A 17,103-nucleotide genomic window follows, 5' to 3' on the forward strand; every position below is an offset into this window, starting at 1 on the left:
GGGGGGCTTTTATTATACTCTTACCTAACCTTTCTGTCAACTGTCTATCACAGGGGAGGAATGTGATGTACTTCATCTTTGAACGTGCCCAATACTCCTTAAGAGGACAGTCTTGTGCTGTGTAAGGCAGCAAATTTATGGTCATGCGCTCTTACCAAGTTTATAAAATAGGCTTCAACGATGTCCTCATGCTCTCTAAGTGCCGTTTCCATATCTGTATAAATGACACTTTGCTTTAACAAGTTGTCTTGTATACTATGTTAAACCACTTCCGACTCATATTGAGCCCCTACCCCGGCTAGAGATTCACGTTCCGCTATGTGTATGCCAATCGATCAAAGGTGTTCTTAATATCTTCTGGCACATCATCCCAAGATGCTTTCATATCTAGCTTAGGCCTAACATATGTGACAATGTCATCCATTTTGCTTTTTTTCTCTGGATATATCCCGGATAATCGCTTCAGTAAGCCCTACTTCAGATTTGTAAGCAACTATATCTGCATTTTTCATTTTCTCGGAAAGTCTATGCTATCTAACTATCAAGAAAATTCTTCCTGCCGGAACAGTTTTGCACGGGTTATAATGCACAAACAATTTACAAGTTCGAACCCTTAAGCTATACTGTTTTTATAGGACCTTTTCTATAATCGATCTACTATGGAGGTAAGAATGATGCTTAAGCACATACCTAACATACTCTCGACTCTACGAATCGGCATGGTACCTCTATTTGCCTATGTTTATTTTTCGAATCTGCCAAACGCCCATTATCTGGCTCTTGGCATTTTTGTTTTAGCCGGTGTTACCGATGTTCTTGATGGGTTTTTGGCAAGGCACTATAATTTAATTACCAAGATTGGTACTGTCCTGGACCCACTTGCCGATAAACTAATGCAACTGATGGCCATTACTTGTTTGGCCATTGATGAAGCCATCCCTGTCTGGTTGACACTCATCGTCGTTTTCAAGGAGTTAACCATGATCATCACCGGAATCTACATGTACTTTAGAAAAGAGAGCACGGTCATGGCTTCTAATTACTTTGGTAAGGCTGCAACTGTTCTGTTCTCCTTTGCTATTTTTATCACTATACTTTATCCAGGTTCTTTGGTCAGTATTTCACTCATTGGGTCCGCCATATTACTAAAGCTCGTCGCACTCATTTCCTATATTCGACATTATTTTATGAATATAAAACCCAATTTGGGTAATAAGCTATGAGAACAAAAAAACGGCCACCAAAAAACAGTGACCGTCTTATTATTTTGGGCCAATAATCAGTCCGTCATCAAACGCTTTTCTCCTTCAAGCGCCATGATTGGCTTAATGTTTTGGGTAACTTCAAGAACGCCTAAGTAAGTACCTTCACTGTTACGTACAGCATAGTAACGAATATAGACAAATTGCTCACCCATTTTTATCCAAAAATCTTCGTGACTTTTTCGGCCACTTTTTAGATCTTCAACTATTTTTTCAACAATATGGACACTTGCCGGTGGATGGCAATTGCTCACCTCTCTACCGATGATGGTCTTTGCTCTTGGAAATATACGTTCTTCCCCTTGAGAAAAGTACTTTACTAAACCATTGGCATCTACAAAAGTAACATCCAGCGGTAAGGTATTCATAATAGCGTTGATTTCTTCTGGCATCAGTACACCTGCATCAAACTTTATGAGCTTATTGTCTACATCCGGTGCGCCAAAAGGCTGTTCTAAAGGCTTTGTCTCTTTACCCATATTGGGGTGCCATATTTTTTTAGGCGATTCTATTATATAGCCGAACTCATCACTAGCTTCAAGGACTTCTAGCCATTCCTCTTCACTGAAGGTATCAATCACCATTGGAAACAGTATATTTTCTTCTTTGAAGATCATTTCTTTTATTTTATGAACCGACTCATGTATGGCGTCTATGATGTGGTTGATATTTTCATCCGCATCAAGCTGTAGGCTAATCCCTTTTAGTTCTTGGCGTACTTCATCATCCACACCCCACATCACTTTTGGTGGTGCCGTTATATCATGCTTTTCCATAATAGGGAATAACAGATTCTCTTTACGAGCATAATGTATATCTATTTGTCTCAGTTGATTTAAGATACTTTGCAGGGCATTCTTATTGGCTTGACTTTGTTCAAACTCATAAGCACTTAAAACTGGCAAAAGTTTTTTATCTATTAAAGCTTCAATAGCCCTATTTTCTTTTATAAAAGTGTCTACCGGATGACCTGGAATCTGATGCTCTTCCTTTGGTGCATGAATCTCTTCAATGGATCCCTTAAATACCTCTGCATGAACATCACAAAGACTTTGTATCTCTTCAACCGGCATGCCTTCACGAATAAGAGCCGCTTCAAGATTACTAATCTCTGTAGGCGATACATGTTCAAAATGCTTAGCAAATTCTGCTTTGACTTCATCTACGGTTTGTCCTTCGTGTAGTCTTTTAATCAGTCCTTTAAGTACCTCTTGCTTTTTTGATTGGTTATCAATAAATTCACTCATTTTGCTTCCTCCTTATCCTTACCTATGGTATAACCCTGTTCAATAAATCTTTTTTTAATAGTTGTGATGTCCATATTTTTCATTCTGGCACCTTTGCTAATGGTCATCATTTTACCAACTGTATTTAACATTGCCGGTTTCGTTATATCTGTAAAGCCCAAAGACTTCATAATTTCTATAATTTTCGGATCTTCTTTACATAATTCATAAATGCTTTTGTTAAAATCAATATTCATACAATCACCTCATTCAATACGACTATGATTTTCACTTTTCTTTCTATAACCATTTTACATTTATTTCAAATAAAAACTGTGAGCTAGCGCACATTTTTTTCATTTATTGATTGATGTGTCGAAACTATATAGTTGAACTTTTATATACAATATATAGTTATGAGTGTATCAATGTAACTTATGTGTTGTATGTAATTTAGAGAAACTTAGTTTTGACACTTTACCATTGATCTATAGGTCACAACTTAGTTTCGCTAAATCTGTTCTTCAAGGCCGCCATATTTTCAATGAATACTTTTTTATTGCCAATTATTTTAATCAAGCCTTCTTCATCAAGAGCATTCATACTCCTGCTCACTGTTTCTCTGGTGACGCCAATATAACTGGCTATCCCCTCTCGACTAAGGGGCAATGCTACCATCCTTCCTGTTTCTTTTTCCATCCCAAATTTTTCTGCAAACTCAAGAAGCGCTCCAATAACTCTTATTTCCACAGTTCTTGTTCCCATTTGTTCAATGGTATTTTCAAGACGTTCCAATTTTATCGTCAACTCTTCCATGATCTTAAGGCCTATTTCCGGATGTTTTTTTATAAGTTGTCGTATATCTGCTTTTAAGATCATACACACATGCACCGCTTCTAAGGCTAGAATACTATAACTTGCTTTAAGATTCGTAAGTAGATTTCTTTCTCCAAAAAAATCGCCATCCGAATAGAGATAGAGAATTTGTTCTTTACCATCTATGCTGTATTTACAGCCTTTAGCCTTCCCTGAATTAATGATAATTAGACGGTCAATCGTCTCTCCTTCTGTTATAATAGCTTCATCTTTGGTATAGCTTTTTCGGATTATCAAGTCTGTGATCTCATTAATCTCTTCCGTCGACATCGTACTAAAAATTGGAACACGTTTGGCGCAAAGTTTATGTTGACAGTGTTTACATTGACGGGTGACTTGCATTTAATCACATCCTTCCGTTAATTGGTCTATTTGCATAATGACAATAAACAATCTCGCCATAGTCCACCATAAATCTGGAGATTATCTCAATAAAGCGTTCTAAGACGTTCAAATATTGCACTGATGTCGCTCTATATTCGAATTCTGCCCTTATACTAGGTAATTCAGATGCTTTATAGTAATTTTTTATGGCTTTCAAGGCGATGGGTAAGGCTTCTTTAACTCTTATAAGCGTCTCATGGAAAAGCTCATTCATATGTCTAAGCACACGATACTGTTCTCTTCGCATTTGAAAATACTTGATAAAATAACAATGGTCTTTAAAAATATAGTTATTATAATAGATATAGGCTTTTTTGTGCCTTCATCTAATTGCTTTTTTAATTCTTTAAGCAACTCTGTTGATACAGACTTTTCCTGACCCATTAATTATGCTTTGATCTGTTCAAGTATGACTTTAATTCCTATCTTCTACCTCCATCTGAAGATTTCTAATTTCATTTTCCAGATTGGGCATCTGTATGTTAAGAACCCAAGCAACAAGTACCCCAATGATGGTGCCTCCAACCAGGCTGGTTATCTGAAATGGGGTTTTGTACCTTCCTAGTCAAAAAACAAGAAGATTGGTGACAAATTATTCAATGCCAGAAGTGAAACCTTGTCCCAAAAACCTACATTCAAAGATACTTTTCTTTTGCACGATCATAATGACCCAAGATAATGATATGGTTAAGACCATGCAACCCGTTTCAAAGCTTGTCCATAATACCAAGATTGACCATGTAGATTGTATTCGACCTCTATAACATGAATTATCTTTATGATGTACTGTTTTCTTGAGTGGCCATCATAACCAACCATTTCATCAATAGTTCTTCTTTGAAGGTTTTTTGCACCAAACTTTGTCTTCTTAATATACTCGGCATGAACTCAATGTCAAAAGTTTTCTGAGGTGCTTTCTCACATCTTCTTAATATCATACTTAAAAACGTTTCATAATCATAGATTTTTAGACGCTCTATATTGGTTGCTGTAGCCAAATACTCCAACGCCCCAAGCACGATTTCCCCATAAGTCATGGACAAGTCAAACCCTAGCATCTCACACAACTCCGATACAATAACTTCCAACATGATTCTTTTAGGATAGCCGGCTTCATAGCCAATGATTTTCCCCATAGATAGAATCTGTTCATCGGACACTTGAAGCAACTTATTATAAAAAACAGATTCTTCAGGTATGTCCGTCAGATAATATGCACTGCCCTGACATTTACCATATGACTTCATCGTATCTAGGTATCCCATTTTTAGATTGTTCCTAGAACGTTCCTTATCAAACTCCAACAACCTACCTACATCCCCTGAAGGCCTGATTCTTCTAATAACCAGCTCTTTGTTCTTAACAGGTTGAACAACGGCCATTGCATTAAGTTCTACTGCGACAATCTCTTTATAACCCTTTTTCGCCATCATATTGATGGGTAAATTATCATAAAAGCCACCATCTAGGAACTTCTTTCCATCTAAGACTTGAGGTTTGAAACCGGGTAAAAATGAAGACGCTAACAAATAATCTTTGATTTTCCCTTCTTCTATATCATCCACGTACAGCTCCATAGGCTTCCAATCTGATAGTGAAACCGTCACCAAACCAAAATCAATATTCGAGCTACGAATACGTCTTTCATCGACCTCTTTTTCAATAAGATCTCTCAAAGGTTCTACATCAAGACCTTTTTGCTTGACTATTTTTTTTACATATTCAAAATACATCTGGATATTTTTAATATCTATGTCACGGTTTATCAACTGTTTGTAAATCTCCGGATCATCTTTAATCACCAAACGTGGATCCACATTGTACCACAATTTATATGCCTCATCGAACTTATCTTGAACAATGAAGGCACCGTTAATGGCACCTATGGATGTGCCTGTCACGCAACCAATTTTAATTTCCAATTCTCTCAGCGCTTTCCAGACACCAATCTGATAACCGCCTTTTGCACCGCCACCTTCTAAAACCATACCCACCACCATAAACACCTCCTTAAATACTTATTCTCATTATATCATAGTCAACATCCTAGGAAATTAAAAAAAAATTGACGTTTTTTCTTTTAGGTGTTCATTTTTTATACGTTTGAACCGATAATATGTATGAAATATGAGAAATATTGGCTTATTTCAACGATTCGAATTGTATTCTCATTCTACTTAGTGGTACAATATAGGCACAAGCAACTATCCGTTGCATGGTGCAATGGCTTTATAAGTAAGACTACTAAACTCATATCATCATTGGAGCAAAACTTATGGATGATTACACACTGCATGACCTCGGGCTAGGTGAGACAATTACAGATTCCGTTTATAATGATGAGGGTCACCTTCTAATCAGTAAAGGTGCCATTATTAGTTATGAGCTTTTATCAAAGCTTAAGAAGCATAATGGTAATTATTTCAGAACCCTCGATCAACTGTCTCATTCTCTAAAGCCAAATGACCTTGTTAGTAAAGAAGATATAAAAACATCTGTCGAGGCAGTTCAAACCGTTTTTGTAGATATGATTCATAATGAAAAAACAGGTTTGAATCCAGCCATACCTAACGAACACATTGATTTAGTGGTAAATGTTGTTGAGTCTCTAATGGCAACCCTTTATACTTCTGAAAAGCTTCTATATACAGTAACAGAACTTATGAATTCAGATGACTATACTTATAGACATAGTGTGAATGTCGCAATCTTAAGTATATTAACAGCTAAATCCATGCACTACAATGAGAAAGAAATTAAAGATATAGCTTTAGGTGCTCTCCTTCATGATATTGGTAAGGCCAAAGTAGTTAACTTAGTTTGTAAGCCAGCAGAACTGACTGAATTCGAGAAAAAAGAAATGAAAATGCACCCTGAGTATGGCTATCAGATGATCAAAGACATCGAAACTTTGCCTTATTCTGTTAAGCAAATCATCCGCTACCATCATGAAAAAATGGATGGTACCGGCTATCCTTTCGGATTAGTAGGTATGGAAATCCCCTTGTACATAAGACTCATCACTGTATGTGACATGTACGATGCCATGACCTCCAACCGAACCTACCGAAAAAAAATGCCTATACATACGGCTCTTGAGATTCTCATGAAGGATGCCGTTTATAAAATCGACCCTGAGGTTTACCGTCAGATGACAAGTACCATCTGCATCTTTCCTACCGGACAGGGTGTTTTATTGTCCGATGGCAGAATCGGCATCGTGTCTTTATATAGACACCAAAACCCTACAAGGCCGAATGTACAGATTATTGACTTTAATGTTAAGAAAGGCAATATTGATGTCCAAGAGGTTGATTTAACCAAACACTTCACCTTGTTTATTATCGATACCTGGAACCCTTCTGATTTTGCCAAAGATTTTAGAGCTACGATTGATCAGAACGCCTTCTACCAAATGACAGTAGAGGAAAAAGAAAAGTACGCTTCCAGTATTCTATAGACTTGATTAAACTCCAACCATGCCTCTCATCTTGCACCGTGTTAAAGTCCGTGGTATAATGCTATCAATCAAACCCCAGATTGCATCAAGAATGAGGAGCCTCACTATGAATAAAGATCAACTTATCAATATATTAAAATCCAGAATTCTCATACTCGACGGTGCCATGGGCACCAGTATACAAGGCTTTAAACTCAATGAAGCTGATTTTAGAGGTACGCGTTTTAAAGATCACCCTTCTTCTCTTAAAGGCAACAACGACATTCTCGTTTTAACCAATCCAAAAATCATCGAAACCATACATAACCAATTTCTTGAAGCCGGTGCAGATATCATAGAAACAGATACCTTCAATGCAACCGGTCTTTCTCAAGCGGATTACGATACCCAAGATTATGTCTATGAAATAAATAGAGAGGCTGCTAAGATAGCCAGAAAATGTGTTGATCGGTTTACCGAGTTAACGCCTGATCAACCACGTTTTGTTGCTGGTGCCATCGGACCGACCAACAAGACCCTTTCTATTTCACCGGATGTTGAGAATCCAGGTTATAGAGCCGTCACTTTTGAAGATGTACATGATAACTATGTCTTTCAAATTGAAGGACTTATCGATGGAGGTGTAGATTTTTTACTGATTGAAACTATTTTTGACAGTCTCAATGCCAGAGCTGCCATCATCGCCTGTGAAACCGTTTATCAGAAAAAAGATATCCGCTTACCCATCATGATCTCCGGAACCGTAACCGATAAAAGCGGTCGTACTCTGTCCGGCCAAACGCTGGCAGCTTTTGTTGAATCCATGAAAAATGACCATGTTTTTTGCATCGGTCTAAATTGCGCTTTCGGTGCTAAGGGCTTAATTCCATATGTTAAAGAGATCAGTCACTTGACCGATTTGCCTATTAGTGTCTACCCCAATGCAGGTCTTCCAAATGAACTGGGTGAATATGATGAGTTGCCGGAAGAAACCGCCACACTTCTTTTAGAACTGATTCAAAATGGTCATGTCAATATTGTAGGTGGTTGTTGCGGTACAACTTTTGAACACATTAGGGCCATCGCAAGTACAGTAAAAAAAGGTGTGCCCCATAAACCAAATCCATTGATTCCACAGACGACCTTGGCCGGCTTAGAGCCACTGCATATTACAAAAGCCATTAATTTTGTTAATATAGGCGAGCGTACTAATGTCTCAGGTTCCAGAAAATTTGCCCGTTTGATTCGCGAGAAGCAATACGAAGAAGCCTTAACCATTGCCCGACAACAGGTAGAAAATGGTGCACAGATTATCGATGTTAATCTTGATGACGGTCTCTTAGATGGTGAAAAGGAAATGGAAACTTTCTTAAAGCTGATTGGATCTGAGCCGGATATTTCCAAAGTTCCTGTCATGATTGACTCTTCAAAATGGTCCATTATATTGGCCGGCCTTAAAGCCATTCAGGGCAAACCGGTCGTCAATTCTATTTCATTAAAAAACGGTGAAGAAGAATTTTTATATCAGGCGAAGATCATCAAGACTTTTGGTGCCGCAGTCGTGGTAATGGCTTTTGATGAAAAAGGTCAAGCCGATAGTTTTGCCCGTAAAATAGACATTGCAAAACGTGCCTATGATTTACTCACTAAGAAAGTTGGTTTTCCACCGGAAAATATTATATTTGACGTCAATATTCTTGCCATTGCCACAGGTATAGAAGAACACAACAATTATGCCCTAGACTTTATCTACGCTGTCGAATGGATTAAGAAGAACTTACCTTATGCCAAGACCAGTGGCGGTCTGAGTAATCTGTCTTTCTCATTTAGAGGCAATGATACCATTCGTGAGGCCATGCATTCAGTCTTCCTCTATCATGCCATTAAGGTCGGTTTAGATATGGCTATTCTAAATCCGGGATTGATTCAGATTTATGATGATATTGAACCTAAGCTTCTTAAGTTAGTTGAAGATGTTATTTTTAATAAAACGGATACCGCTACAGATGCTTTAATTGAATATGCCAGCACCGCCCAAGCCAAAAGTAGTCAAAATGAAGTAAAAGAGGACTCATGGCGTCTTGAGGCTGTTGAAGTTAGACTTAAAAAAGCGTTGGTAAAAGGCATTGCTGATTATATTACTTCGGACCTAGAAGAGGCAAGATCCTCTTTTCCATCAGCCATCGACCTCATTGAAGGGCCACTCATGGCCGGTATGAGTGAGGTGGGTGACCTTTTTGGTGAGGGTAAGATGTTTTTACCTCAAGTGGTCAAGAGTGCTAGGGTTATGAAGAAGGCGGTTGCCCATCTGCTTCCTTATATTGAAGCAGAAAATGTTACCTCAAAGTCCAATTCCTCCGGTAAAATCTTGATGGCTACGGTTAAAGGTGATGTTCATGATATTGGTAAAAATATTGTGAGTGTGGTGCTTCAATGTAACAACTTTGAAATCATTGACTTGGGTATTATGGTATCACCGGAGTTAATCCTTGAAACCGCTCAAAAAGAAAAGGTGGATATGATTGGCTTAAGTGGTCTTATCACCCCTTCCTTAGATGAGATGGTTACGATGGCTTCCATGATGAAGGACGCTGGTATGACCATACCTCTTCTTATTGGCGGTGCTACTACCAGTCGACTTCATACAGCTCTAAAAATCTGTCCGGCTTATGATTATCCGATTATCTATGCGCAAGATGCTACCAAAGGTGTAGAAGCTGCCAAAGCCTTACAGAATGAAGATAAAAAGGCTGATTTTGTTGCCGATGTTTATAAAGAGTATAAACGGATAGAAGATTTATCTGGTAAAAACATATCACCACTTGTTAATCTTGAAACCGCACGTTCTTTAAAGCCTAACTATGATTTTGGTGAGGGTGCAATTGTCAAGCCAACTTTTCTAGGTGAAAAAGTTATTGAAACCAGTATCGATGCTTTACTACCCTATATCGATTGGACTTTCTTCTTTATGGCTTGGGAAATGAAGAAAAAATATCCTGAGATTTTAGACGATCCGATTATCGGTCCTGAAGCTGTTAAGCTTTATAAGGATGCCCATGATATGTTGGCTGATCTAAGTAAGAATCGGTCCTTGACCTGTAAAGGTCTTCTTGGTTTCTACGAAGCTTATGAGGATAATGATGATCTGGTTCTAAAGACGGACCAAGGTCTTGTTACCTATCCTATGTACCGTCAACAGAAAAAGGATTCTGATTATGTGTCTTTATGTGATTTTGTTGCTTCTAAAGACAGTGGTCTTAAAGATTATGTTGGTGCTTTTGCGGTTACTGCCGGCATTGGCATTGAAGATATGTTAGCTACTTATGAGGCTGAACACGATGATTACAAGAGTCTTATGATTAAGATCTTAGCCGATCGACTTGCAGAAGCTTTTGCCGAGAAGCTTCATGAGGATGTGCGAAAAAGTTATTGGAGTTATGCACCTGATGAAGACCTACCGCTTGATGATTTGTTAAGGGCTAAATACAGAGGGATTCGTCCCGCTTTTGGTTACCCTTCTCTTATTGATCATTCTGAGAAAAAAACTTTCTTTGAGATGATGAATGTGGAAGATCGTATAGGGATGACTTTATCAGAGAACTATATGATGATACCGGGGGCCAGTGTTTGTGGTTTATATCTGGCTCACAAGGACAGTTATTATTTTGATTTGTATCATATTGGTGAAGATCAAGTTATGGATTATGCTAGGAGGAAGGGTGTTTCTAAAGAGGAGGCCCAGAAGCAGATTCGGACTCGGATTAAGTATTGAGAGGGTTAAAGCTTTAAGAGATAGTGGTTAAAATAGGGTCCCATGAAAACCCTTCCACAGACTGTAATAACACAATGTTTCATAGGAAAGTTATTTTATTTTTGCATCATGTCTTGAAGATTGACATGATGCGTCAAGGTAACTTTCCTATGAAGTGTTCAGAAATATGAGCAAAGCTCATACCGAGGCAAAGCCTCTTTTCTTACTCCAGGAACTTCATGAAAGATGTTGTTATATTGACCCAAAGAGGACAAGAAAAAAGAGAGGCAAAAGTGCTTCTCTTTTTTCTTGGCTATAATGAGAGGGGATATAATATATTAACTTGTAAGTTAACTATATGATATGGATGTGTCATATTGAAGTATAAATGGTGTCTTTTATGTGTTCTTTTAGGTTGATTACTTCTTCGCCAATTTCAGTCCGGCAAACTGACCGGATACTTTTTCCATAAAGCCTGGTAGGTCATTGCCAAGACCGGCCTCCCGTAGAGCAGCATCGGCTGCATCCGGTTTTAATTGACCTTTGGCCACTTTATCGATGATGTCTAGGCCTTTTTGAATCTCTAGTGGTGGTTTTTTAACTTTATAATCTTGTTTGATATAGCCCTCTTGCACACCTTCTAAAGTGTGTTTTGCCTTGGCTGCTTGGGTATAGGCGTCTAACTTATTATCGGTATAGTAGGCATTGGCGACTTTCGTTTCATAGGTTTTTCCCAGTCCACTAGGATCATCCAGTATGCGTTTTCCGTCTTTGACCAAATCCACGTTGGAGATTTTTTGTGTCTTAACCCATTTACCTGTCGCAGGGTCTTTGACCAAGGTCTGATCTGCCATATCAATTGCCGCTTCAGCATGGTAGCCGTCAGTTCCGAGTTGCTGGTGCTTCTGAGCAAATTCTAGGGCACCTGCCGGATCTGTCGGTCCACCCACTTGCTCTGAGAAAAGCTGACCGGATTTCTTCTGCCATTTCTCTTTGGGTATCTCAACAAAGACCTCCCCACCGGTTATGGGGTCTTTCTTAACCATGCCTACCCTATAGTCCCTATCGATACCATCGTCCGTACCAACGTTACGCACTTCGATGTTCTCGTTTTCCATGTCGGGTACATGCTTTTTAACCCAGTCCGTGAGGGCGTCATCATGGTTCTTATAGACATCTTTTCTAGTATTATGATAGGCTTCCCAAGCTTCCGGGTTGGTTTTCTTAAGGATCCTTGCACCATCCGGATCCCGCATGATTTTTTCCATGGTTTCCACATCAATCTTAGGCTTGCCTGTATTGTCTTTTGCTATCTTATCTTTTCCTAACTTTTCTTGAATCTTCTTAGCCATCTTATCGGCGCGTGTTTCTGGGTCAAGTCCTTCAAACTCAGGCGCTAATTTGACTTTTTTGACTTTTTTGACAACCTTATGCTTTTCTACTGCCTGGGGTGATGTGCCGGCTACCTTTCGTAAGAAGCTGATTAAGGCTTGATCCCTTAAGATCCGAGCCGTATCTTCCATGGCTTTTACTATGCTATGTTGTGGGTCCATGGCCCAGTTCTTAATAAACGTATAAGCAATAAAGGCTGCCCATATCTTAGCCTTACTTGTACCGCTGATTTTCTGGAGAAAGTCCGGATCGGTCCACTGGCCTTCTATAACTGACAGGACCATACCTAATTGTTCGTAAGCCCATTCCTCCATGGATTTGCCTTCTACATAGGCGGTGATGGCCGATACCAGAACCGGCTTTAGCATGCCAATGGCGATACCGGCTGCTGTACCTGTAATTCGACCGCTGGCAACTGAAAAAGCAATGTCACCACACCAAGAAACCCAGTCTAGGGTATCTTCAATCTGTTGTATGGTCCAAGCATAATCCATCCAATCTGCGGCTTCTTTTCTATAGGCATTCTCTGAAAGACGCCAGATTCTTGTTCTAAGTTCGTAAAGACCATCCACACCCATGGTTGGCCCTTTCTCTGCTAGCAGATTAAACAACCTTTCTTTCATGTCTTTAGGTGCAAAGTCGTGAATCATGGTTAAGCAAGCTTCTTTTTCTGCCAACCAAGCATCTGAAAAAGGCGCTAGGTTCACACCAAACAGACTAAGGGGTACAATCTTAGCGTATAGATCTTCATCTAAGTCCGGCACATAAGCCCGAAGATAGGCACTTATCGGTTCGCCGGATGTTGGTAACTTACGGACTAACTTCATCTCAAAAGTGGCTGATGGTTGTGCCAACGACCTAAGTCCAACGGGCTGACACGTAAACTCAGGAAATCTCAAAGCAGTTAATCCCGGTGATGGGTCTTCGCCATAAGGTTCCCAGCAAACCCCTTCTGATAAAGATGTGGAGAGTTGTATCTTGCCTGCTTCGTCTCTTACATAAACGCGTACATCAATGCGGGTGGTCTTACCTTGTCCCGTAGCATCCACGTGAAATGTATTATCTAGGGGATCTTGACCGATGGCATCAATAAATAGGCCTTCCCTGGCAACCATGATTTCTAAGTGTCTTTCAATATCCCCATATTCTTGAGAGCTTGCTACCAGTCTCAAGGTAGAGACCAGTAAAGGTCTGGTGGGATCTAAGTCTTCTAGTGGCAAGCCGGTGAGTCTAACATGGAAGCTATGGCCACTTTCCGGTTCTATGACCACCTCTGCAAGGGGTCGATGACCTTGACGCCAAAAATGACTGAATTGCCAGTTCACATCTAGACCTCTTTCTATCCACCCTCGAACTCTCATATCTTGTTCACCCACCAGGTCAAAATGTACCTGGTCACTCGAAAGCTCAAATATTGGCAATGGGGCAATCTCAATACCTACTGTCTGAGAGAGCAACTTACCTTCAACTTGGGCGGTCACTTTAAGGAAGGCTTGGTCCGGCGGTGCTACTTGTCTTGTTGGGTCCGGACTGGAAGCCACGACGTTTATGGCTTTGCCATCTTCCCAATCAACGGCTGAAGATAAGGCTAACCATTTATCTGTCGTGGCAAATTTGATGGTATCTCTAACACTGAGTAGCGTATTTTGGCTAAAAGATTCCGAATCTGGCCAAATAACTTTGGCAACTAGGGTGATATGGTCTTTTCCTGTTGTCATGAGGTGTCTTTTGTGAACGGGTTCAAAGGTTACGGCCAACTTAGGGATTACCACAGGGGTCAACTCAACCACTGCCTGTATGCCACCATCACCATATGAGGCTTGGACCGTCATGGTCGACTTACCTTCCATCTGCGTGGCTTGCCATAGGACTGTACTGAGTGGTGATAGACCCGAAGCCGGTTGAACACCTATACTGGAAGGTGTTGATATGTTAATCGAAGCTGAAACAGGCTTGGTATGCCCATCCGCATATATTTCATAGACACTGGCTGAAAAAGCTGTGCCGGCATCTTCTTGTAATGTAAGTTGATTGTCGCTAAGACTTAGAGCATAGCCAACGACACGGTTTGGATCGTCATCTGTGGCCTCCCTACCGTTTTTAGATCCTTTTGCGCCTGATGTAGAACCCACTTTCATACCTGCAATGGCAACGCCTAGAGCCGCTACGGATACAGCACCGCCAACAACGGTTACCCAAGGTAAGCCCTCACCTTCTTCGGCATCTGCCGGTTGTGCCGGATCTTGATTGCTTGGACTGGTACTTGGACTTGACGTTGAACCTCGAAAGGTAAGGGAGCCGATAATAGCTTCGACTTCACCAATAACCATAGAAAAATGTTCCCCTCTGTCCCAGCCTGGATCAAAGCCTTCAGTATCTCTCCACTCGACGACAGCCTGAGCAATTAAGAGAATACCCCCTTCATCTGTTGGTAAAAAATAGGCCCATTCTTTTATTCTTACTTTATAAAAATCATCCACAAACATCTCAGATTCCAGTAAAAAAGCCCTGTAACCATGAAGGGTTGTTTCAGATACTTGATCTATGTCTTCGGCTTCTGCAGCCATCAACCAAGATAAGTCTGTTATCTCCGTGAATCCTCTGGCCAAGAAATCATCCGGTGATTCAAAGATGTGGTCCACATCTGTGGCTTCTACAAACCTAATTCGTACGTCTCCCTTGCCACCCCAACCCCGGTCAACAAAAGTATCTTCCGTCTGTCCCATAACCGAGTTGGCGTATAAGCCTCCAAAGGAAATCCAACTATCATTGTATTTATTATAGCCTTGTAATTCATCTGAGATCCACCAATGAGAGGGTAACTGAAAATGCGTCACCGGCCACCACCAGTCATCACCTTCCATATCCGGACGATACGAAGCATCATAGACATTGGCCCATGCCAGTTGTCCGGTAAAAATCATGCATAAAAAAAGTATGGCAAAAAAACGTCTCAACTTAAGCTTTGACCCAATCATGCTTTTACCCCCTTTGCTGTATGCCAAAACAGTTTAAAGGCAACCGGTAGTGCAGAGGCACTTGTCACCAACATAGGCAATATACCGACAAAGCCATAACCCACCAATAGTTCTATGGCACTGTATACAGAAGCGCCTTGAGTCAATACGGTTAATGCGCTCATCACAAGTGTCACTAAACGCAAAGTATTAGGACCTGAATCCGCTTTGGCAACCGGTTTGCCCATTAGACCGGAGACCGAGGCCGCTAAACCGAAGGCCAACCTAGGAAATGCTGAAAATAGGTTGCCCAGACCACCGGTTAAGAGCATCAAGATAAGGTCCATGATTGTGATCATCGCCAAGGATAGAGCCGGTCTTTTGATGGAAGTTCTGACCAGCTTTTTGGCAGCTGGTGCTACAAATGTAAGTGTCTGTTTCATATCCGGTGCTTGTTGTCCTATAAGGGTCTGCCAAGGTAGTTCCATACCACCTGCAACCGCCATAGCCTGACTTGCTAACTGAGTACCTTTTCTCAGTGAACTCGATGCTTGTTTTGTCTTTGGCACAATATTTTGCTCTTGGCTGGTGACATACTCAATAAGGGATACCCATTGGCCCATCCCCGCCTTCCAAATCAAAGCGCCTTTAGTAATAGACCGGTGCTTCACAATGTCTAAGACCTCCTGCCATTCATAAGGCCCTTCCTGCTTCTCCTGATCAAAAAGAAACCATTCTTTCATTTCACATTCCCCTTTTTCTAAATATTATAGATGCATTTTTACATGCTTATCTTATCCTAGTGCAACATCTAGAACCATCATCACCGTGAATCCAATCATACATCCAATGGTTGCTACGTCAGTTTTTGAGCCACCGACTTCTCTTTGTGCTTCCGGTATAAGTTCTTCAACAACAACATAAATCATCGCACCTGCTGCAAATGCCAAAGCATAAGGCAGCAGATGTTGTATTTTAACAACTGTATAAGCACCAATCACACCCGCTATAGGCTCCACGATGCCTGAAGCCTGACCATATAGAAATGCTTTCCTTCTACTAAATCCTTCTCTTCTTAGTGGAATCGACACTGCCGCACCTTCAGGAAAGTTCTGTAATCCGATACCAATAGCGAGTGCTACGGCCCCAGCTAGGCTTGCAGAGCTGCCAAGTCCTGAAGCTAGAGCCCCAAAAGCTACACCCACCGCCAAGCCTTCCGGTATGTTGTGAAGTGTGATGGCTAAGACAAGCAAAACACTCCTTTGCCAATTTGTTTTAATACCTTCTGCGTCTGCGGTCGATAAGCCCAAATGAAGATGGGGCAGCACTTTATCAACAGCGTAAAGGAAAGCACCGCCAAATAAAAAACCAAGGGCAACCGTAACAAAAGGCGTTTGTCCTAACTCCTCAGCCATATCGATTGCCGGTGCTAGTAGGGACCAAAAACTGGCTGCAATCATGACGCCGGCTGCAAAACCCAGCATACCGTTTAAAACAATCTTGTTGATGGTTTTGAAGAAAAAAACCAGTGATGCGCCAAGTGCTGTAACAAACCATGTAAACATAGTTGCTATGAGCGCTTGTTGTATTGTATTAAATTGACCGATCCATAGAATCATATTTCTTAACCCCTTCCAATCTGTTTTTCTATCTTGATTCTGTTCCAAGTATTTAAATGATGTTACACCTATTTTATGGTTAAGGCGTCAAAACTATATAGTTGAACTTTCACCTACCATATGTAGTTATGAATGTATCAACGTAATCTACATATGGTAGGCGAATTTAGTGAAACTTAGTTTTGACCCTTTAACCA

Annotated in this window: 12 protein-coding genes; 3 read left to right on the forward strand and 9 right to left on the reverse strand. The window is 40.4% G+C overall.

Annotated features, from left to right (window positions below; all coding sequences use genetic code 11):
- Nucleotides 1–98 precede the first annotated feature (98 nt).
- Nucleotides 99–242: a hypothetical protein gene (locus tag AC6F8J_RS02060; protein ID WP_500720578.1), complete on the reverse strand. Its 144-nt coding sequence runs from the start codon at nt 240–242 to the stop codon at nt 99–101.
- A 429-nt stretch (nt 243–671) separates the two neighbouring features.
- Between AC6F8J_RS02060 and AC6F8J_RS02065 the strand changes: the two genes are divergently transcribed.
- A complete protein-coding gene (locus AC6F8J_RS02065) occupies nt 672–1,223 on the forward strand; it encodes a CDP-alcohol phosphatidyltransferase family protein (protein ID WP_500720579.1) in 552 nt (183 codons plus the stop codon).
- 56 nt (nt 1,224–1,279) lie between these two features.
- Here AC6F8J_RS02065 and AC6F8J_RS02070 read toward each other — a convergent pair whose 3' ends face one another.
- The 5 genes from AC6F8J_RS02070 to AC6F8J_RS02090 form a co-directional block, all read right to left on the reverse strand.
- The gene (locus tag AC6F8J_RS02070; RefSeq protein ID WP_500720580.1) at nt 1,280–2,509 is read right to left on the reverse strand and encodes a DUF438 domain-containing protein; all 1,230 of its coding nucleotides are present in this window, start codon (nt 2,507–2,509) and stop codon (nt 1,280–1,282) included.
- Nucleotides 2,506–2,745 carry a DUF1858 domain-containing protein gene (locus AC6F8J_RS02075; protein ID WP_500720581.1) on the reverse strand — a complete coding sequence of 80 codons (240 nt, stop codon included), beginning with the start codon at nt 2,743–2,745 and terminating at the stop codon, nt 2,506–2,508. The genes AC6F8J_RS02070 and AC6F8J_RS02075 overlap by 4 nt, the downstream gene beginning before the upstream one ends.
- Before the next feature lie 238 nt (nt 2,746–2,983).
- A complete protein-coding gene (locus tag AC6F8J_RS02080; RefSeq protein ID WP_500720582.1) occupies nt 2,984–3,706 on the reverse strand; it encodes a cyclic nucleotide-binding domain-containing protein in 723 nt (240 codons plus the stop codon).
- A gap of 4 nt (nt 3,707–3,710) precedes the next feature.
- Nucleotides 3,711–4,052, reverse strand: coding sequence for a hypothetical protein (locus AC6F8J_RS02085; protein ID WP_500720589.1), 342 nt, complete (start codon nt 4,050–4,052; stop codon nt 3,711–3,713).
- Between the two features lie 472 nt (nt 4,053–4,524).
- Nucleotides 4,525–5,748: a patatin-like phospholipase family protein gene (locus AC6F8J_RS02090; protein ID WP_500720583.1), complete on the reverse strand. Its 1,224-nt coding sequence runs from the start codon at nt 5,746–5,748 to the stop codon at nt 4,525–4,527.
- A gap of 275 nt (nt 5,749–6,023) precedes the next feature.
- Here AC6F8J_RS02090 and AC6F8J_RS02095 point away from each other — a divergent pair, with 275 nt between their 5' ends.
- Together AC6F8J_RS02095 and metH are read left to right on the forward strand one after the other, a co-directional pair.
- Nucleotides 6,024–7,208, forward strand: coding sequence for an HD domain-containing phosphohydrolase (locus tag AC6F8J_RS02095; protein ID WP_500720584.1), 1,185 nt, complete (start codon nt 6,024–6,026; stop codon nt 7,206–7,208).
- 106 nt (nt 7,209–7,314) lie between these two features.
- The gene (gene metH, locus AC6F8J_RS02100) at nt 7,315–10,959 is read left to right on the forward strand and encodes a methionine synthase (protein ID WP_500720585.1); all 3,645 of its coding nucleotides are present in this window, start codon (nt 7,315–7,317) and stop codon (nt 10,957–10,959) included.
- Nucleotides 10,960–11,357: 398 nt separating this feature from the next.
- On the opposite strand, the gene AC6F8J_RS02105 is transcribed toward metH, so the two are convergent.
- From AC6F8J_RS02105 to AC6F8J_RS02115, 3 genes are read right to left on the reverse strand one after another with little or no spacing between them, the layout of a single operon-like run.
- Nucleotides 11,358–15,308: a hypothetical protein gene (locus AC6F8J_RS02105; RefSeq protein WP_500720586.1), complete on the reverse strand. Its 3,951-nt coding sequence runs from the start codon at nt 15,306–15,308 to the stop codon at nt 11,358–11,360.
- Nucleotides 15,305–16,030 carry a GYF domain-containing protein gene (locus tag AC6F8J_RS02110; protein WP_500720587.1) on the reverse strand — a complete coding sequence of 242 codons (726 nt, stop codon included), beginning with the start codon at nt 16,028–16,030 and terminating at the stop codon, nt 15,305–15,307. Before AC6F8J_RS02110 ends, AC6F8J_RS02105 begins: the two co-directional genes overlap by 4 nt.
- A gap of 51 nt (nt 16,031–16,081) precedes the next feature.
- On the reverse strand, nt 16,082–16,906 hold the full coding sequence (locus AC6F8J_RS02115) for a ZIP family metal transporter (protein WP_500720588.1): 825 nt from the start codon (nt 16,904–16,906) through the stop codon (nt 16,082–16,084).
- Between the last annotated feature and the right edge of the window lie 197 nt (nt 16,907–17,103).

Source organism: Petrocella sp. (genome assembly GCF_059865615.1).

What these genes read in the sequence shown, in the direction of transcription:
- metH (WP_500720585.1), top strand. Translation starts at nt 7,315, where the DNA reads ATGAATAAAGATCAACTTATCAATATATTAAAATCCAGAATTCTCATA.
- AC6F8J_RS02115 (WP_500720588.1), bottom strand. Translation starts at nt 16,906, where the DNA reads ATGATTCTATGGATCGGTCAATTTAATACAATACAACAAGCGCTCATA.
- AC6F8J_RS02105 (WP_500720586.1), bottom strand. Translation starts at nt 15,308, where the DNA reads ATGATTGGGTCAAAGCTTAAGTTGAGACGTTTTTTTGCCATACTTTTT.
- AC6F8J_RS02065 (WP_500720579.1), top strand. Translation starts at nt 672, where the DNA reads ATGATGCTTAAGCACATACCTAACATACTCTCGACTCTACGAATCGGC.
- AC6F8J_RS02075 (WP_500720581.1), bottom strand. Translation starts at nt 2,745, where the DNA reads ATGAATATTGATTTTAACAAAAGCATTTATGAATTATGTAAAGAAGAT.
- AC6F8J_RS02070 (WP_500720580.1), bottom strand. Translation starts at nt 2,509, where the DNA reads ATGAGTGAATTTATTGATAACCAATCAAAAAAGCAAGAGGTACTTAAA.
- AC6F8J_RS02110 (WP_500720587.1), bottom strand. Translation starts at nt 16,030, where the DNA reads ATGAAAGAATGGTTTCTTTTTGATCAGGAGAAGCAGGAAGGGCCTTAT.
- AC6F8J_RS02090 (WP_500720583.1), bottom strand. Translation starts at nt 5,748, where the DNA reads ATGGTGGTGGGTATGGTTTTAGAAGGTGGCGGTGCAAAAGGCGGTTAT.
- AC6F8J_RS02095 (WP_500720584.1), top strand. Translation starts at nt 6,024, where the DNA reads ATGGATGATTACACACTGCATGACCTCGGGCTAGGTGAGACAATTACA.
- AC6F8J_RS02080 (WP_500720582.1), bottom strand. Translation starts at nt 3,706, where the DNA reads ATGCAAGTCACCCGTCAATGTAAACACTGTCAACATAAACTTTGCGCC.